Origin of the sequence: Legionella gratiana, from assembly GCF_001467695.1 — a bacterium.
GTDB classification, from domain to species: Bacteria; Pseudomonadota; Gammaproteobacteria; order Legionellales; family Legionellaceae; genus Legionella; species Legionella gratiana.
Genome location: NZ_LNYE01000023.1, coordinates 125407 through 143788 on the forward strand (window position 1 = coordinate 125407; position 18382 = coordinate 143788).

An 18382-nucleotide genomic window follows, 5' to 3' on the forward strand; every position below is an offset into this window, starting at 1 on the left:
ACCAATCTACGATACTGACCAAAATGGTGTGATTTTATGCGCTCCGATACTCACATACTTCATGTATGCTATGTTTCGGTGCTCTAAAATCACCCCATTGTGGCTCAGTCTTGCGAATTGTCAACAGACCCTAGACCGTGTTGACAACTTATTCTAAGTTGACCACTTTTCATGCTTTATAAGATTTGATGAAGAAGATTTGATTCATAGAAATCATTATTGCTTTAATGATCGAAGAGCGATGCAAATGTCAACGGTTCCTAACAAATATAATTATAGATTGTGAATATGCAAAAATTTGGTCGCTTTATTTTAAAACTATTCGGTTGGAAAATTGTAGGTGAATTACCTAAAGATAAGAAATATCTGGTTGTTGTTGCTCCGCATACTAGTAATTGGGATTTCGCCGTTGGTTTATTTGCACGCTTTGCAATCGGAGTTAAGATTCATTTTTTAGCTAAAAATCAACTGTTCTTTTTTCCTTTGAGTTTCCTATTACGAGTACTTGGTGGGGCACCTGTTGATCGCTCCAAAAAAAATAAGACAGTTGACCAAGTAGTTGAAATATTCCGCTCTCGTGACGAGTTTAAGTTAGCAATTACTCCAGAAGGAACGCGAAGTCCAGTTACCCGTTGGAAAGAAGGATTTTATCATATTGCTTGCCAAGCAAAATTGCCTATAGTTATGGTTGGCCCTGATTATGCAACTAAAGAGGTTCGAATCCATGAAGCATTTCTGCCCTCTGGGGATATTAATAAGGATTTTCCAATGATCCTTGATTTTTTTAGAACGATAAGAGGTCGTTATTCCAAAGAAATTCCTGAATATCATCCTAAAAAATAATCCTAGAAAATCCAGCAGGGCCGTGTTTCTGAGGCAAATTCAAGACCTCTTTAATTTCAGATATTGAAGTTAAACCGGATACATTACTTGTCTTTGATGGGAATTTACATGGTATATTTTGTCATTTTTAGCATTTTGAAAACGTGCCCCTCAGGAAGAACAAAATATTTGGGCTCTATTATTTGATAACCACAAACCTGGTACAGTTTTGCTCCTGGTAATGTAGCCATCATCTCAAATTTGGTAAATCCATAGATCAACGCTTGTTGTTCGCAGTATTCTAAAAGTTTTTTGCCTAGCCCTTGTCGCGCATGATCGGGATGAACAAAAAAAGCTCTAATCTTGGCATAGTCTTTCTTTGGATCTAGAAACCCCTCCTCACGGGCCTTGCATTGATCACCACCAAATAAAGTTTTTCGTTTACTCCATCCTCCACATGCAACCAGCACTCCTTCTTTTTCGATGACATAATAAGTTTGATCGTTAATCAACTCCTTATCTACACCGAAAATGGCATGAATTGCTCCCTCAATTTCTTGGGCGGTATAATTTTTATTGCTTAAGATGCGAGCTGAATGCTCAATAAGTTGGTTTAATTGAATTATATCATCACTATGTGCCAGTCTTATCATTATTGTTCTCTTTTATATTGAGTAAAGTGGAGGCTGGCAATGTACCATGAAATATAAATAAATAAATTTTTTATTTATTGTTCTTTTATTTCATTTTATAATTAAATTTTTATGGTTTTAGGTAACATATGAAAAAGAATAAAGAAAATGTATCCTTTGAAAATAAAACTGCACCTACTCAAGCAGCAATTTTGGATAAAATTGATCGAAAAATTTTAAATCTTTTACAAAAAGACAATCAGATTACGAATCTTGCTTTAGCTGAAAAAGTAGGGATTTCTGCACCTCCTTGTTTTAGGCGCGTGAAACGATTGAGAGATGAAGGCATTATTGTGAAAGATGTTTCTTTAGTTGATCCTTTTAAGGCAGGCCGGGGCCTGATTGTTTTTGCAAATATTACGTTGGAGAAACAAAGAGAAGATTTGTTAGCTCATTTTGAGCGTAAAATGGCGGAACAAGAAGAGGTTAAACAATGTTATTTTGTTTCTGGTGAGACTGATTATTTATTAATAATACATGTGTCAGATATGAATCATTATAATGAATTTGCACGTAGAGTATTTGCAAATGAAGCAAATATTAAGATGTTCCGTAGCAGTTTTTGTCTTAATCGAACGAAATACAACACCAATATTCAGTTTTCAGAGGATTAAATATACATTGGCGTCAAATAAACAATTACTTAGAGTTTCAACTAGACCCTTACTTACTATTCCCAAAAGGAATGGGCAAAGAATTTATTTCATACATACTTAATATTCTCTAAATTATTATTTGTTATTATGGAATAGTTGATTGATCTATTTTTTAGTTTTAATACACCATGATTAAGTTACTCGTTTTATTATTTACTTTTGCAGCATTTAATTCCACTCAAGTTTTCGCCATCACCAACATGGAACAAGCGCTTAATGTTCCTTCTGAACAACAATTAGAAATAGAAAAACTCAGCCAATCAGCGCCGCAATTAAATAAAGAAGTTATTCTTCTTGCATTAAGTGCCTATACTAAAGTCAGTGAACAAGGGGATGTTAAAAATCCAGTTTTAACCATTATCGATTATTCTGTCCCATCCGATCAACCTCGGATGTGGATTTTTAATATGAATACAGAGTCTTTGGTATTCAAAACCTATGTCGCCCACGGCCGTAATTCGGGCGATGGTAAAGTGCCAGTTAGTTTTTCTAACGATATGTCGAGCAAAAAATCCAGTCTTGGCACCTATATTACTGAAAATACATACGTGGGACATAAAGGTCTGTCTTTGAACCTGGAAGGATTAGAGAAAGGGCTAAATTCTAATGCCTACGATAGGCGAGTGGTAATCCATGGAGCTTGGTATGTAGAACCTAGTTTTATAAAAAGAGAAGGGCGTGCTGGCTGTTCATGGGGATGCCCTGCTATTGCGGAAAGTATAGCAAAGCCTGTAATCAACACCATTAAAAATGGTTCTGTAGTATTTGCCTACTACCCCGATAGCTATTTTCTCAGTCACTCCAATTATATTTCAGGACAGACAGTGGCTTTTCGGTAAGATTTTTAACTGGTGACTATAGAGACAGGTTAAGGTGAGAGGGGCATAGGCTGTCCTTATCCTTTTAACCTAAAAAAAGCACGTCTATAAATATCTTACCGCTTATAATCAAGCCTGGATCCATAATGATGTTATTGCATGATTTACTATTTTCTCAATATAGTTTTTCCAGCATAGGGTAATGCAGCAACTTCATTAATACGTAAGAGCTGATTGTATTTTGCAATACGGTCAGTACGACACAAAGATCCTGTTTTAATTTGACCACAACCTGTGGCTACGGCTAAATCTGCAATAAAGGTATCTTCTGTTTCTCCTGAACGATGCGACATGACACAACGATATCCATTTTGATGCGCTAATTGGATCGTTTGTCTCGTTTCGCTTAGGGTTCCTATCTGATTTACTTTAATAAGAATCGCATTGGCTATTTTTTGAGTAATGCCTTCCTGCAGAATTTTAGGGTTAGTCACAAACACGTCATCACCAACTAATTGAATTTTTTCACCTAACGTTTGGGTTAAATGCTTCCATCCTGTCCAATCTTTTTCATCCAAACCATCCTCAATACTTACTATAGGGTAATGAGCAACGAGGCTTGTATAATAATCAATAAGTTGCATTGAGGTGAATTTTTGATTTTCCGAAGCCATGTGATACAAGCCTTGATCATAAAGTTCTGAAGCAGCAACATCTAGTGCAAGTACTATTTCATCTCCTAACTTATAGTTTGCTTTTTCAATCGCTTCACAAAGTAAGTCAAGTGCTTGGTGATTGGAACGAATATTGGGTGCGAAACCGCCTTCATCACCCACAGCAGTATTTAAGCCTTGTTTTTTTAAAACGGATTTTAATCCATGAAAAATTTCAGCTCCCATTTGCAATGCAGTAGGAAAGTCGGATGCACCCACAGGCATGATCATAAATTCCTGAATATCTACATTGTTATCCGCATGAGCTCCTCCATTTAAAATATTCATCATAGGCACTGGCATGCACATTTGTTCACCTTGGTTTAGAGCCGCATACAATGGCATGTTGTGTGTGTTTGCTCGAGCTCTTGCAGCAGCAAGTGATACCGCGAGAATAGCGTTGGCGCCTATGTGCGATTTATTTTCTGTTCCATCTAATTGACATAATTGATTATCCAACGCTTCTTGATCTTCAATAGAACAAAGATGTAGCGCCTGATTGATTTCATGATTGATATGAGCTACCGCCTGTTGCACTCCTTTACCATTGTAACGTTTTGCATCGTGATCACGAAGCTCGCAAGCTTCGCGACTTCCTGTAGAGGCACCAGAGGGAACGCTGGCTCTTCCTTGATTGCCGTTTTTTAAAATAACGTCTGCTTCAACAGTAGGATTACCACGAGAATCTAAAATTTCACGTGCTTGAATTTTGGTTATTTGCATGTTGTATCCTGTTTTTGATTAAAATCTTAGTAGTATTTTAGGTAAAACTTACGGCTTCAAGCTGTATTAAAATTTCGACAAGAGGACGTAAAGGTAAGCCTAGAATAGTATCTTCACTTCCTTGAACTTCTTTAAATAGCCACTTACCTTGAGTTTCATAGTGATAAGCGCCACAACTGTGATAGGGTTTTTCACTTTGTAAATAAGTTTCAATTGTTTGTTCACTTAAATGATATAAGGTTAAATTGGCAATTTCATGATGTTGCCAAAGTAGTTCATTGTTTTTTGCAATGCAAAGGCAAGCGATTTGTTGATGAGTGTTACCATTTAATAAACGCAAGTGTTCGATTGCCGTTTGATGGCTTAGTGGTTTGTTAAGAATTAATTTTCCAAATACGCACAATTGATCCGCAGCAATAACAAAATGTTCTGGATGATGTTGGCTAACTTCTAAAGCTTTGTGTGCTGCCAATGTGTAGCCTAAATCAACTGTATTTTCGGAGTTAAAAGTAGCTTTAATCGCTTCTTCATTACAATGAGCAGGCACTGTAGAGAATTCAATGCCAAGAGAGCGCAACAGTTTTACTCGGATTGATGAACTTGAAGCGAGGATAATGGGTTTTTGTTGTAAAAAATTAGACATAAATAGCCACCAAAGCCATAAGTGAAAATCCTATAATTACAAAACTGAAATCTTTAAGATTGCAACAACGCTCCACCATAACACAACGCTCTAAACCATGGAGTGTCCCTAAATAAAGGAATGTTCCCGCAGAAGCAGCAATTAGAATGGGATCAAATATAGAGTTCGTCTCTACACCTTGGCCAAAATACCAACCCAAATAAATTCCTATAGGGGTCATCAAGCTGAATAAAATAAAAAATATCAGGCTGGTATTCATACTCATAGAACTTTTATTTAATTGTACCGCGATTGCAAAACTTTCTGCCCACTTATGAGTAATTATTGCAAGAAAAATCATTATAATCATTGAATTATGATGCGATATCCCCAATGCTGCACCAAGCATAATCGAGTGAACTGAGAGCATTCCCCAAGCTAAAATGGCAAAAGCAGGATGTGTTGCACTATTATGGTGGTAAAGTTCTTTTCCTAAGTGTTCAAACCAAAGAAAAATGAGAAATACAGTGCCAGTAATTATAAAGGCAAAAGGATAATTATAACCCATTTTGATGAATAATGAATTTGCTTCAGGGAGCATATGTAATAAACCTGCTCCTAAGAATACCCCAGTAGCTAATGTTTCTCCTATAGGAAAATCAATATGCTGATCCTCTTTTATTCGTTTTCTAAAAGGATACCAGCCTGCCATCAAAATAACTATAAAAATGGAAAAGGCAAAAAATATTTTTAAACTGGTAGCTGATACCATTACTTATCCTATTTCTATATCTAAGAAAAGAAATAAAGTAACCTGACACAAAGAAAACCCGGAGTTTGTTACAAAGTAGCTCCACTTAGATGTATTCAGGCTACACCTAGCTAAAAGCTAGTAGTTTAGTGGTGATGTATGATCTCATGCAAGCTAAATAAACGAACTTCTACAATGTCAATTTGTAATTTCAATGCTAGTAGGACTCGTGTATGCAATTCTTGCCATTGGATAAAGTGTTCATCACAAACAATATCTATTCCTATTTTCCCGTCCAGATAATGCAAATTCCAAGATAAAATTTGTGGGAAATCAATAGGAACTTCATTAAGTAGTTGCTCGAGTAACACCTTTCTACTGGGTAAATGTAAAGAGGGGCAAACGAGTTCATCATCTTCGGGATCGACATGTACTATTACATCTTTAACGTGTTCAATCTGATCAGTTAATGCGTGATGTACATGTTGGGCAATATAATGTCCTTCAGATACTGATATTTTAGGTGAAACTAAAATGTGTACATCAATTAATACATTTTCGCCCATAGAACGGCTGCGTAATTGATGTATTTTCTCAACTCCGTCCACATTTTTGATTACTTGTTCAATTTGCGTTAATAGTTCGGGGCTAACTGCAGTATCTACTAGTTCTTTGATACTATTCCAGGCATAGTCATAACCCATTTTAATAATCATAAAACCAACAAGGATAGCTGCTACTGCATCTAAAGCACTAAATCCCAACAGGCTGCCAATTAATCCTACCAAAACAACGACGGAAGATGCTGCATCTGAGCGATGATGCCAGGCATTAGCAGTAATTAATTTAGAATTGATACGTTTCCCAATATATAAAGTGTAATGAAATAAAACTTCATTACTCATAATGGAAATGCAAATCACTGGAAGTGACAACCAATCAGGTTTGATATAAGTCGATTTGAGCAGGTCATATAATGAATCCCAAGCGATGCCAAGACCCGCAAAAATAAGTAAAAGAGCTAAGAATAAAGTTGCAGCGGTTTCGATACGTTGATGTCCATACGGATGGCTAGCGTCTGCATCAAGGCTCCCATATTTAGAGGCCAACAAAACCATCGCATCGGTTATGAGATCGGAAAAGGAATGAACTCCATCAGCTACTAATGCATGTGAGTGGAAAAAATATCCACCAATGAGTTTAATAATGCCAAGAAGTGCATTTGAAACAGCTCCTAAAAGAGTTACTCTTTTTGCTTGCTGGTATCGGTCATGTTGAATCATTTTTAATTTTAACTCGGTTCATGTGAGTTGGATATGAATAATCAGTTAAATTTTTGTTTAGAGCTTAATTGTTTTTATCGATATTTAAACACCTTAGGATCTGTTGACCATTCGACTATCCTGGCCAAAATGACGTGATTTTATGCGCTCCGATACTCACATACTTCGTGTATGCTGCGTTTCGGAGCGCATAAAATCACGCCATTTTGACTCCATTTAACGAATTGTCAACAGACCCTAGAAATTTTTTTGTATTTTTACAGCACGCTTTGAAAGAGTCCAGTTTTTTAGAAACACGTTGATAAGTTCTAAAGCAGATACGCATGAGACAGATTCCACAAGATGTTAAATGTTCTGTACACAGGATTATCCACAGATTTTGTGGATAAATGATTTTTGAAAAATATAAAATAAATAGGTAAGGCCTTTATAAAATAAGCTAAAAAGATTGATTTAATTTTTGGTTATACTGTTTGCTTAAAAAGTTATCCACAGGACTGTGAAGAAGATTGGAGAATATGATTGAGTATCTTAGCAAAGAAAAAAATAAAAAACAGTCTTGACTTTGATATTTTAAAAAATATTTTTACCCTTGCAGAAATTGCTCAAAATTACCCAACCAACGTTGAGTGATATCACGAGCTATTTCTGGAGTATCTTGTATTAGTTTTTTGGCTAGAGGAGGTAAAAGTGGCAGCAAAGAACGATCTCGTTGGATGTCTGCAATTTTAAATTGACGGTAGCCTGTTTGTTTTGCGCCTAAAATTTCACCTGCTCCTCTTAATTCCAGATCTTTCTCGGCAATAATAAATCCATCATGAGTAGCGCGCATTATTTTTAAACGCTCAGCACTTTGTTGCGATAAAGGAGATTGATAAAGTAAAAGACAATGAGATTGAGTACTCCCTCTTCCTACACGACCACGTAATTGATGGAGTTGAGATAGACCTAAACGCTCAGCATTTTCTATGATCATTAAACTTGCATTAGGGACATCAACCCCAACTTCAATAACAGTGGTGGCTACCAGCAAATTGAGTTCACCATTTTTAAATGCAGCCATAGTTGCTTCTTTTTCTAATGGTTTCATACGTCCATGGATTAGGCCTATTCGAGCAGCAGGAAGTTGCTCTTGTAATGTACGGGCTGTTTCTGTGGCAGCCATGCATTGTAATTTTTCGGATTCTTCAATAAGGGTACATACCCAGTATATTTGTCGGCCACTCGAGAGCGCAACAAGTAATCGTTCAATAACTGCTTCCCGTTTATTTTGGTTCAATACGGCGGTAGTAATGGGTGTGCGTCCAGGAGGTAATTCATCGATAATGGAAATATCCAGATGCGCTAAATAGCTCATGGAAAGTGTTCTTGGAATAGGAGTAGCGGTCATCAGTAGTTGATGGGGGACCAACTGAGCGTGTTGTCCTTTTTGCTGTAAAAGTAGTCGTTGTTCAACACCAAATCGATGTTGTTCATCAATAATGATTAAACCTAGGCAAGAAAAACGGACTGCTTCTTGAAATAAAGCATGGGTACCAATAATGAATTGGCAGCTGTTATCTGCGAGAGCAGTAAATGCTTGGCGTCTTTCACTTGCTTTCATTTTCCCGCTGAGTCTTAATAATTTGATTCCCAAAGGTTCAAGCCAACGGGTCAGGTTATTGGCATGTTGTTCACTTAACAAATCTGTAGGTGCCATCAAGGCGACTTGCTGACCATTGGCAATAGCTTGTAATGCTGCAAGAGCCGCAATAATCGTTTTTCCTGCTCCAACATCACCTTGTACTAAGCGCAACATTGGTTTTGTTTGCATTAAATCCATGCTGATTTCTTGGGCTACTCTTTGTTGTGCTTGAGTTAGGGTAAAAGGAAGAGAACTTAGAAAATCGTTCTTTAAGTGATGATCCCTAGGTAATGGAGTCGCATGTAACGTATTACGTGATTCCCTAGCAAATTGCATACTCAGTCGTTGTGCTAACAATTCATCAAAAGCCAATCGTTTTAGTGCAGGATGTTGTCCAGTCTCAAGAGCCTGTAGTGAGCTATCAGGAGGTGGGTTATGCAGTAATTGAATCGCCTCTCCGAGAGGATAAAAATTCTTTGCTTTTAATTCATTTTCACTCATCCATTCTAATTGTTGCAACTCATGCTCACAGCTTTTTAAGGCGACGAGAACCAATTGTCTTAATCGAGTTTGGCTTAATCCTTGAGTACTTGGATAGATAGGTGTTAATGTTTCATTAACACGGCATTCATGCTCATTTTCAAGTAATTGATATTCAGGATGAGTCATAGTCAACATATTGTTGAATTCACGCACTTCACCAAAAGCATGAATCATCACGCTGTTATTTAAATTTCTAATTTGATTTTTGTTAAAATGAAAAAATTGGAGCTTTATTACACCGGTTTTATCTTGAACATAACAATGCAACATAGCACGCTTTCCTGGTTTAATTTCAGTTTTGCATACTTCTCCAGCAATGACACACCAACTGTTGGGTTGTAAATCTTGAATGGGAGTAATTCGGGTTCTATCCTGGTAGCGATATGGTAGGTGAAAAAGTAAATCACGTACGGAATGGATACCGCATTTAGCAAGTTTTTCTGCAAGTGTTGGGCCAATACCCGGTAATGATTCACAAGAGCTCGATAACACAGGATTACTAATGTTATAAAAGTTATATTTAAGTGTACCGCATAGTTTGTGAGGTAACAATTTGAAGTTTTTTTAGATTTAAGCTGTAGTCTTATGAAGTATATTAAAACCTTTTCATAGAGTACAAAAAAGCGCATAATAGCATCATTTTTTTGATGGAAAATTAAGTAGCATGAAACATACGGTAGAGCAGCTTTTAAAACACGCTTTAATTTCATTACAAAAATCGGATGAAATACCAGACAATTTGGATGTTGAAATTAAGGTCGATCGTGCAAAAGATTCAGCTCATGGGGATTATGCCAGTAACTTGGCTTTAATTTTAGCGAAACCTTGCCGTCAACCTCCGCGTAAAATAGCGGAGCTTTTAGTAAAGGCGATTCCATCTGATCCTGCTGTAGAAAAGATAGAAATAGCAGGCGCAGGATTTATTAATTTTTTTATACGCAGTAGTTCGCGCTCACAAATTATTGCTGAAATACTGGAAAAGGGTGAATGTTTCGGATGCAGTACCATTGGCAAAAATAAAAAAGTATTGGTTGAATTTGTTTCTGCCAATCCTACAGGACCTTTACATGTAGGACATGGTAGAGGAGCCGCATTTGGTGCTACGTTGGGAAATGTACTTAAAGCAGCAGGATATGACGTTACTTTGGAATATTACGTCAATGATGCTGGTCGACAAATGAACATCCTCGCTGCTAGTGTGTGGTTGCGTTATTTGGAGCTTTCTGGTGAACCAGTGGTTATTCCTGCTAATGCTTATAAAGGGGATTATGTTTCTGAAATCGCCCAAGAGCTATGGTTAGAGCATCGTAGAGAGTATGTTTATCCTTGGGCTACTGCGATCGAGGGTTTACCGCTTGATGAACCGCATGGCGGAGATAAAGAAATTTATATTGATGCTTTAGTAGAGCGTATGAAAACTCTTTTGGGCATGCCTATTTTTTCATTGTTTCATCAACATGCTCTAAATACAGTTTTAGAGGACATCCAAGAAGATCTCGCTGAGTTTGGAGTGAATTACGACAGCTGGTTTTCTGAGCAATCATTATTTGAGGACGGTTCAATTCAAAAAGGCATTCAAGCACTAAAGAACGGTGGCCATACTTTCGAAAAGGAAGGGGCACTTTGGTTTAGAGCTACTGATTTTGGTGATGAAAAAGATCGTGTTTTGGTTCGTGCTAATGGTCATACTACCTATTTTGCCTCAGATGTAGCCTATCATTGGAACAAATATGATAGAGGTTATGATCGTGTCATTGATATTTTTGGTGCTGATCACCATGGTTATATCACTCGCTTACGTGCGGTTGTTAAAGCATTAGGGCATGATGAGCGTACACTTGACGTACTATTAGTTCAATTTGCTATTTTGTATCGTGGTGTTGAACGAGTACAAATGTCCACGAGAAGTGGATCTTTTGTAACCTTAAGAGAGTTGCGTCACGAAGTAGGCAATGATGCCGCTCGCTTTTTTTATGTAGCACGTAAATCAGAACAGCATATGGATTTTGATTTAGATTTAGCGAAATCAGAGTCTAGTGATAATCCGGTTTATTACATTCAGTATGCACATGCAAGAATATGTTCTGTATTAAGACAATTGAAGGAAAGAAAGTTGTTTTGGGATAAATCAGTTGGACTAAAACATCTTGACTTATTAGAACAAGATCATGAAACTTATTTGATTTCGTTACTAAGTCGTTATCCTGAGATTGTGGAATTAGCTGCTTTTCATTGCGAACCTCATCAAGTAGCTTATTATTTACGTGAAGTAGCCAATGGATTGCATAGTTATTATAATGCAGTTCCACTTCTGTGTGAGCAGGAACAATTACGAGGTGCTCGTCTTTGTTTGCTCGAAGCAGTTCGTCAGGTAATATACAATGGTTTAGGTTTATTGGGCGTGTCCGCTCCTGAGAGTATGTGATGGCAAGAGAATACAATAATAAACGTTCTTCACGATCGCGCGGTGGTGCATCGCACCACTTTATATTGATTACGGTTATTTTTTCATTAGGCTATTTGGCCGCTTCTTTTTTTGATTTTGAAACAATAACGCATTGGGTAAATACTCAAGTTCTGGCTCATCATGATACTAAAAAAGAATCAGCCAAGCCCGAAGCATCAAAACAGGCTGTGATTCCACCTAAACCCAAATTTGAGTTTTATACATTACTGGCTAATGAAAAAACTTCTGGAGCACAACCTAATAATGCAGCAACAGCAGCTCAATCTGCCTCTGCTGCAAGTACAAATACAGCAGCAACTACTCAACCTCAGCCGACTTCCACTGCAAATACAACTACGGTTACTGCAGCTTCAGTAACTACTGCTCCTGTTTCAAATGCAGTTACAGCAGCATCTACTACAACTACATCACCGCAAGTAAAACCGAACTCATCTAAAGTGCAACAGCCTGCTACTACTAATGCCATGGCAGCCAGACCTGCTTCTGCTCCTTCTGGAAAGGGAAATTATTTAGTGCAAGTAGCTTCATTCAAAGCGCGACAAGATGCAGAACATATGAAAGGTACATTGATCCTCAAGGGTTTTAGTGTATATATAATTCCAGTGAGTCATCCTACTAAAGGTAATTGGTTTCGAGTAGTAGTGGGCCCATATGCCAATCGTGGACTTGCTCAACAAGCACAGGTTAATTTAGCTAGGAATGAGCGTTTGAATGGGATGGTTACTACGGGTGGGTAATTGGGATCTAATGGATCATTAGCTCGATATAAAAGGCATAGAAATGCCTTTTATATAGCTAAATAAACGTTATTCCGTATTGCTTTTTTTGCTTATCCTCCAAATTTCTTGATTCCTTCCATGAGTGCTGGATGGAGCATTCGCTCAAAATTTGGTGCCAACTCCTGTAACTTTTCTTTATTGTTTGCAACAAAAAAAGAAGTGGTATGAAACAAAGATGGGGGAACTACCTGAAATCCAAATCGTGCATATACATTAGCATCTGTTCTACTTAAAGATGGATTTAACTCCCGATTTTTACGATTAACAGTATCAACCAAAATAATTTGTTCAGCACGGGGATAGCGAGTTTGAATGGCTTTAAGTTGTTCGAGACTCATTTGCTTTAAATCGTCAACCGATAAAGTCACGGTCGCAACATTTTGAGGTATTGCTTTAAAAATCAGCGTCAATTCTTCCGCGGTCTTTTTACAAAAGTCATTCATCTTTAAATCAAGCTTGGTCACCCCTTGTGGAATGGCAGCAAAGGCTTGAGCCAATTCTACTCCTGATTTGCTTCCAAGAAAATTCCCGCTTAAATCAAGGTTAGTCACCCCTTTTGGAATGGCAGCAAAGGCTTGGGCTAATTCTGCTCCTGATTTTTGGTAAAGGTGATTTGCACTTAAATCAAGGTTAGTCACTCCTTGTGGAATAGCAGCAAAGGCTTGAGCCAATTCTTCGCCTGATTTGTCTCCTAAGTGATTCCAGCTTAAATTAAGCTTGGTCACCCCTTGTGGAATGGCAGCAAAGGCTTGAGCCAATTCTGTACCTGATTTTTTGTAAAAGTAATTCGCCCTTAAATCAAGAGTAGTCACCCCTTGTGGAATAGCAGCAAAGGCTTGAGCCAATTCTTCGCCTGATTTGTCTCCAAAGTGATTCCAGCCTAAATCAAGTGTGGTCACCTCTTGTGAAATGGCAGCAAAAGCTTGAGCTAATTCTGCTCCTGATTTTTGGCAAAGGTCATTCAAGCTTAAATCAAGTTTAGTTACCCCTTGTGGAATGGCAGTAAAGATTTGAGCCAATTCTGCACCTGATTTTTTGTGAAGGTCATTCCGGCAAAAATCAAGTATAGTCACCCCTTGTGGAATGAGAACAAAGGCTTGTGTTATTTCCTCCTCAGACATAGTTCCAAGGGCATTCATGATGTAAGTCGTCATCTCTATTCTCCAGTAAAATGGACTAATTAATGTTTTTAATGCTAAAAATTAAGTAACTTTTTAGCCAATTGAGATAAGACATACTAGATAGATGAGTCAAAACCTGTAAACGGATATCATCTCTTCGCTGATATAAAGTACCAAGCTGAAAGCCTTTTCCTGATTTCAGAGTCAGTGAACAATGGAGTTCTGGGTATGCTTTATCTCAGCAACGAACCCGTTTATTCATGAAAACTAGGTAGAGTACCAGTCCTCCTTGCTATCCTTAAGGAGAGGATAAGTTGCAGTAGAGCTCTAGTGATTTAAAGAGATTTGAGCTAATCGCTTAAATCATAGCTCGAGAGTTTATTATAAATTCGATTTAAATAAAATAATTTTCAATTGCTTAATTAGCGACCTATATGGAGAGGCTAATTGATGCATTCAATTTTAAGTTTATGCATGAAGAGCAAGTTAAACTGATTCATTGATTAGCAAACAAAGTCGCTTACTTTCGTTGGTTTCATTAACGGCGTACAACCACTTGAACATTTTCTGCATTTTTTATCGCATGGGGTTTACTTACACCTACTGTAAGATGGGTTATTTTAAAGTGTTCTTGAATTAAGGCAGCTACTTCATTAGCAACTGTTTCAATTAATTGAAATGATTTTGATTCCACGTAGCGAGTAACTAGTTCACAAAGAGCCGCATAATCTATAGTCTTAGTTAAATCTTCCCCACACACACGAAAATCTGTATCAATGCTGATATCAATTAATAGAGTCTGATTAATGCGTTGTTCCCAGTTATATACGCCTATTTTTGTACTGACGTTGAGGGCTTTTATGTTTAAGGTATCCATTTTGTCATAAAAATAATTTTTTTATAGTGTATCTAAATTAATATCTCTCTGTATAGAGTTGTTTTAATTACTCTTGGGAAAAGATTAAGAGTGATATCAACGACAAAAAGCATTTCTATGAGAATTGGAGTAGAGCACAATAAGTATGTTACTATTAGCTCATTTAAGATACTGAGATAGGTAATGTACGATCTAAATCAATCTTTATTTCTACGTGCTTTAAGACGTCAGCCGATAGAGAGAACTCCTGTATGGATGATGCGTCAGGCGGGACGTTATTTGCCTGAATATAGACAGACGAGAGCACAAGCGGGCGATTTTTTAAGCTTATGCAAAAATCCAGAGCTTGCATGTGAAGTGACCTTGCAGCCTTTACGTCGTTATCCCTTGGATGCCGCTATTTTATTTTCTGATATTTTGACTATTCCTGATGCCATGGGATTAGGTTTGTATTTTGCTGAAGGGGAGGGACCTTGTTTTGAGCGTCCTATTCAAGAGATACAAGCAATTAACAATCTTCAAATTCCAGATTTAAATTCTTTAGCTTATGTGATGGCAGCAGTGCGTTTAATTCGCCAAGAAATGCCAAAAGAGTTGCCTTTGATTGGCTTTGCAGGTAGTCCCTGGACTTTAGCATGTTACATGGTTGAGGGTAAAAGCAGTAGGGACTTTAAACGTATTTTGCATTTAATTTATACCGAAAGCGAAGCAGCACATCAGTTGTTACATAAATTAGCGTTGTCAGTAGCTGATTATCTTATTGAACAAATTAAAGCTGGCGTCAATGCAGTGATGCTTTTTGATACTTGGGGGGGAATTTTAACTCCAGAGAATTATCAAAAGTGTTCCCTACATTACATGCAATACATCGTACAACATATAAAGAGTTATTTTCCTAATGTCCCGGTGATTTTGTTTACTAAAGGAGGTGGGCAATGGTTGGAAAAAATGCTCATTACCGGTTGTGATGCTTTGGGAGTGGATTGGACTTGTGATTTGAGTGAAGCACGACGACGAGTTGGCAATAAAGTAGCGCTACAGGGAAATTTAGATCCCTCAGTATTGTTAACCTCAAAACAATGTATTCATGAGCAAGTCAAAAAGGTTTTAGCTTCTTTTGGACACGGGAGCGGGCATGTATTTAATCTTGGCCATGGCATAACTCCTGATGTACCACCAGAACATGTTGCTGCGATGATTGAGGCGGTTCATGAGTATAGTCCTTACTATCATCGTTAAATGATAGTAAAAGGACCCTTTCAGAGAACGGCCATGTTTGGCTCATCTTGAACGAAAAACGTCCCAGAAAATACTCACATAGCCACCTATGCTCCGCTTTTCTGGGACGTTTTTCGTTCAACCTGAGCTCAAACCTGTCCGTTCGGCCAAGATTCCCCATCCCCCCGTGACCTGCTTTCATTTAAAACGTACTATTAAATATCCTGGGGATTTAAAGGGGCAAAGCCTCTTTTTTTAATGCCCTTATAAAACATCATAGTAACTCTTACCTTCTAAATTGTCGACTTAATTGGATGGCCATTTCTATTGATTGTTCATAGTTTAAGCGAGGATCAACCAGACTATGGTATGCTGTTTTCAGATCGTCCGCTGCTAATCCGCGGGCACCGCCGATGCATTCGGTAACATTATCACCAGTAAGTTCAAAATGAACACCACCTAAGTAACTGCCCATACTGCGGTGGATTTCCCAAGCTTGTTTTAATTCCAATAGAATATTATCAAAATGTCGGGTTTTAATACCATCAGAAGTAGTTTCGGTATTTCCATGCATAGGGTCACAAGACCATGTTACTGGAATCTTTGTTTTCTTTACTGTCTCGATAAGCGGAGGAAGTAATTTTTCGATGTGCCGAGCTCCTAGACGAGTAAACAATAAAAGACGCCCTTCTTCACGTTGTGGATTTGCTCTATCTAACACCTCTTCCAACCACTCTGGAGAAGCTCCCGGACCAATTTTGATACCGATAGGATTTTCAACTCCTCGTAAAAATTCTAAATGAGCACTATCTGTTTGTGCCGTACGCATTCCAATCCAAGGCAAATGAGTCGAAAGGTTATACCATAACCCGTCATCCATTTTGCGTGTCAGTGCTTGTTCATAATGCAGATGCAATGCTTCATGAGAAGTATAAAAATCTACTTTGGATAAATTACTGGATTTTATTCCATCTATAGTATCTAAAAAATCTAAGGCATCAGCAATTGATTTCACTAAGGTTTGATATTCTTCTTTTTGTTTTGAATGTTCCACAAAACCTAAGTCCCATTGTTGAGGATGATTAAGACTAGCAAATCCACTATCAAGCAAACTACGAATGTAATTTAAGGTAACTGCTGAGCAATTATAGGCTTGCAGCAATAGTTTGGGATTGGGTTCTCTTGCTTCGGAGGTAAATTCAGGCGAATTAACCAGATCTCCGCGATAGCTGGGTAAAGTAATACCATTAATTGTTTCGTAATCAGAAGAACGAGGTTTTGCATACTGTCCCGCAATTCGACCAACACGGATGATCGGTTTACGCAACCCATGTAATAGAATTAAACTCATTTGCAATATAATTTTCAACTTATTGCTTATAATTTCTGCACGACAATCGTTAAATGACTCAGCACAATCACCACCTTGAAGAATAAATGCGTCACCACGTCCAGCGCGTGCAATTTCTTTTTTTAAATTTTTAATTTCGCTACTGGTTACTAATGGGGGTAACAAACTCAGTTGTTCTACAACTTTATTTAATTTTTCTTCATCAGCGTATGTTGCAGCCTGTAGATATGAATACTGAAGCCAAGATATAGGCGACCATTTTTGCATAAATAAACCTAGGTGATTTTTTTAAGTCTAAGTATGGAATAAATGAACATATACTGCAAGTTCACTGTTGCTGATTACTTGATTTGAATGTTTTTGCTGGAAACCTTAGGAAGTACTATAGAAATCTGAGTTTTTTTCTATAATTTACCAGATTTTTGAGAATTAAGGACTTGAAATTTCGCAGTGTTGTCCCCATTTCGGAGGTTCGCCTTAATTAACGTGAGTTCGACATAAAAGACATAAAAATGCTTTTAGGTCGCTAAACGAACGTTATCCAGTTTAAAAATTGGAATAGTTCGATATAAAAAAATTACATTATTTTTTATATCGAACTCACATTAATTAGGTGTAAAACCTAATATTAATTTTCGGCGCCAAGGATACGATGAAAATGGGAGACTTATTACCCATTGGTGTTAATTCTGGTGAATCAGGAGTATTTGCATGAGTAAGAAAGAGAAAAAAGATTGGCATCAATTTAAAGAACAACATTTAAACGAAGAGCAGCAGTCTAATGACGCTCAGGATGAAAGTCTTGAGGAAGCTTTGGACTTAATCGAACCTCAAGAGGCGTCTTTAGAGCATCCAAATTATGCTGAATTGAGTGAGAAACTCACTCTTGCAGAACAGCAAGCCCATGAGAGTTGGGAAAAAGCAGTACGTGCTCAGGCTGAATTAGATAATTTTCGTCGTCGAGCAGAACGAGAAATAGCGAATGCTCATCGTTATGGTGTTGAGAAGTTAATTTCTTCTTTATTACCGGTGATTGATAGCTTAGAACAAGCATTACAACTGGCTATCAAGGCAGAAGATGCATCAATGCGTGAAGGCTTAGAACTCACGTTGAAACTTTTTGTTGATGCATTACAAAAATTTGAAGTACAACAAATTGATCCTATTGGTGCTCCATTTGATCCTCAATTACACGAGGCTATGTCGATGCAGGATGCTCCAGATGCTGAACCTAATACGGTATTAGCTGTATTCCAAAAAGGTTACAAGTTGAGTGACCGTGTGATTAGACCAGCACGAGTTGTTGTATCAAAAAAATAAAA

16 protein-coding genes are annotated in these 18382 nt (G+C 37.6%); 7 read left to right on the top strand and 9 right to left on the bottom strand.

What is annotated here, in order from left to right:
* Positions 1 to 288: 288 nt before the first annotated feature.
* Positions 289 to 843, top strand: coding sequence for a 1-acyl-sn-glycerol-3-phosphate acyltransferase (locus Lgra_RS11435; RefSeq protein WP_058499405.1), 555 nt, complete (start codon positions 289 to 291; stop codon positions 841 to 843).
* 104 nt (positions 844 to 947) lie between these two features.
* Here Lgra_RS11435 and Lgra_RS11440 read toward each other — a convergent pair whose 3' ends face one another.
* Positions 948 to 1475, bottom strand: a complete 528-nt coding sequence (locus Lgra_RS11440) for a GNAT family N-acetyltransferase (protein ID WP_058499406.1) — start codon at positions 1473 to 1475, stop codon at positions 948 to 950.
* Positions 1476 to 1603: 128 nt separating this feature from the next.
* Here Lgra_RS11440 and Lgra_RS11445 point away from each other — a divergent pair, with 128 nt between their 5' ends.
* Both Lgra_RS11445 and Lgra_RS11450 read left to right on the top strand, forming a co-directional pair.
* Positions 1604 to 2128 (top strand): Lrp/AsnC family transcriptional regulator, encoded by a 525-nt coding sequence (locus Lgra_RS11445; RefSeq protein ID WP_058499407.1) that lies wholly within the window; start codon positions 1604 to 1606, stop codon positions 2126 to 2128.
* A gap of 242 nt (positions 2129 to 2370) precedes the next feature.
* A complete protein-coding gene (locus Lgra_RS11450; protein ID WP_238584444.1) occupies positions 2371 to 3009 on the top strand; it encodes a murein L,D-transpeptidase catalytic domain family protein in 639 nt (212 codons plus the stop codon).
* A gap of 146 nt (positions 3010 to 3155) precedes the next feature.
* Here the strand turns inward: Lgra_RS11450 and eno are convergent, their stop codons facing one another.
* From eno to recG, 5 genes are all read right to left on the bottom strand, one after another.
* A complete protein-coding gene (gene eno / locus Lgra_RS11455; RefSeq protein WP_058499409.1) occupies positions 3156 to 4424 on the bottom strand; it encodes a phosphopyruvate hydratase in 1269 nt (422 codons plus the stop codon).
* A gap of 37 nt (positions 4425 to 4461) precedes the next feature.
* Entirely contained in the window at positions 4462 to 5067 is a 606-nt protein-coding gene (locus Lgra_RS11460) for a Maf family protein (RefSeq protein WP_058499410.1), read from the bottom strand.
* A complete protein-coding gene (locus Lgra_RS11465) occupies positions 5060 to 5818 on the bottom strand; it encodes a ZIP family metal transporter (RefSeq protein WP_058499411.1) in 759 nt (252 codons plus the stop codon). Before Lgra_RS11465 ends, Lgra_RS11460 begins: the two co-directional genes overlap by 8 nt.
* Before the next feature lie 125 nt (positions 5819 to 5943).
* The gene (locus tag Lgra_RS11470) at positions 5944 to 7080 is read right to left on the bottom strand and encodes a cation diffusion facilitator family transporter (RefSeq protein WP_058499412.1); all 1137 of its coding nucleotides are present in this window, start codon (positions 7078 to 7080) and stop codon (positions 5944 to 5946) included.
* A gap of 586 nt (positions 7081 to 7666) precedes the next feature.
* Entirely contained in the window at positions 7667 to 9739 is a 2073-nt protein-coding gene (gene recG, locus Lgra_RS11475; protein ID WP_058499413.1) for an ATP-dependent DNA helicase RecG, read from the bottom strand.
* A 172-nt stretch (positions 9740 to 9911) separates the two neighbouring features.
* On the opposite strand from recG, the gene argS reads away from it, so the two are divergent.
* Both argS and Lgra_RS11485 read left to right on the top strand, forming a co-directional pair.
* Positions 9912 to 11672 carry an arginine--tRNA ligase gene (argS, locus tag Lgra_RS11480; RefSeq protein WP_058499414.1) on the top strand — a complete coding sequence of 587 codons (1761 nt, stop codon included), beginning with the start codon at positions 9912 to 9914 and terminating at the stop codon, positions 11670 to 11672.
* Entirely contained in the window at positions 11672 to 12451 is a 780-nt protein-coding gene (locus tag Lgra_RS11485) for an SPOR domain-containing protein (RefSeq protein ID WP_058499415.1), read from the top strand. Before argS ends, Lgra_RS11485 begins: the two co-directional genes overlap by 1 nt.
* Before the next feature lie 92 nt (positions 12452 to 12543).
* Here the strand turns inward: Lgra_RS11485 and Lgra_RS18315 are convergent, their stop codons facing one another.
* Both Lgra_RS18315 and folB read right to left on the bottom strand, forming a co-directional pair.
* Complete coding sequence (locus Lgra_RS18315; protein WP_238584431.1) at positions 12544 to 13647, bottom strand: leucine-rich repeat domain-containing protein; 1104 nt, start codon at positions 13645 to 13647, stop codon at positions 12544 to 12546.
* A gap of 505 nt (positions 13648 to 14152) precedes the next feature.
* Entirely contained in the window at positions 14153 to 14491 is a 339-nt protein-coding gene (gene folB / locus Lgra_RS11495) for a dihydroneopterin aldolase (RefSeq protein ID WP_058499416.1), read from the bottom strand.
* Between the two features lie 183 nt (positions 14492 to 14674).
* Here folB and hemE point away from each other — a divergent pair, with 183 nt between their 5' ends.
* Positions 14675 to 15730 (top strand): uroporphyrinogen decarboxylase, encoded by a 1056-nt coding sequence (hemE, locus tag Lgra_RS11500; RefSeq protein WP_058499417.1) that lies wholly within the window; start codon positions 14675 to 14677, stop codon positions 15728 to 15730.
* A gap of 265 nt (positions 15731 to 15995) precedes the next feature.
* Here hemE and Lgra_RS11505 read toward each other — a convergent pair whose 3' ends face one another.
* Positions 15996 to 17327 (bottom strand): 3-deoxy-7-phosphoheptulonate synthase class II, encoded by a 1332-nt coding sequence (locus Lgra_RS11505; protein ID WP_058499418.1) that lies wholly within the window; start codon positions 17325 to 17327, stop codon positions 15996 to 15998.
* Between the two features lie 444 nt (positions 17328 to 17771).
* Between Lgra_RS11505 and grpE the strand changes: the two genes are divergently transcribed.
* Positions 17772 to 18380, top strand: a complete 609-nt coding sequence (gene grpE, locus Lgra_RS11510) for a nucleotide exchange factor GrpE (protein ID WP_058499419.1) — start codon at positions 17772 to 17774, stop codon at positions 18378 to 18380.
* The last annotated feature ends 2 nt before the right edge of the window (positions 18381 to 18382 follow it).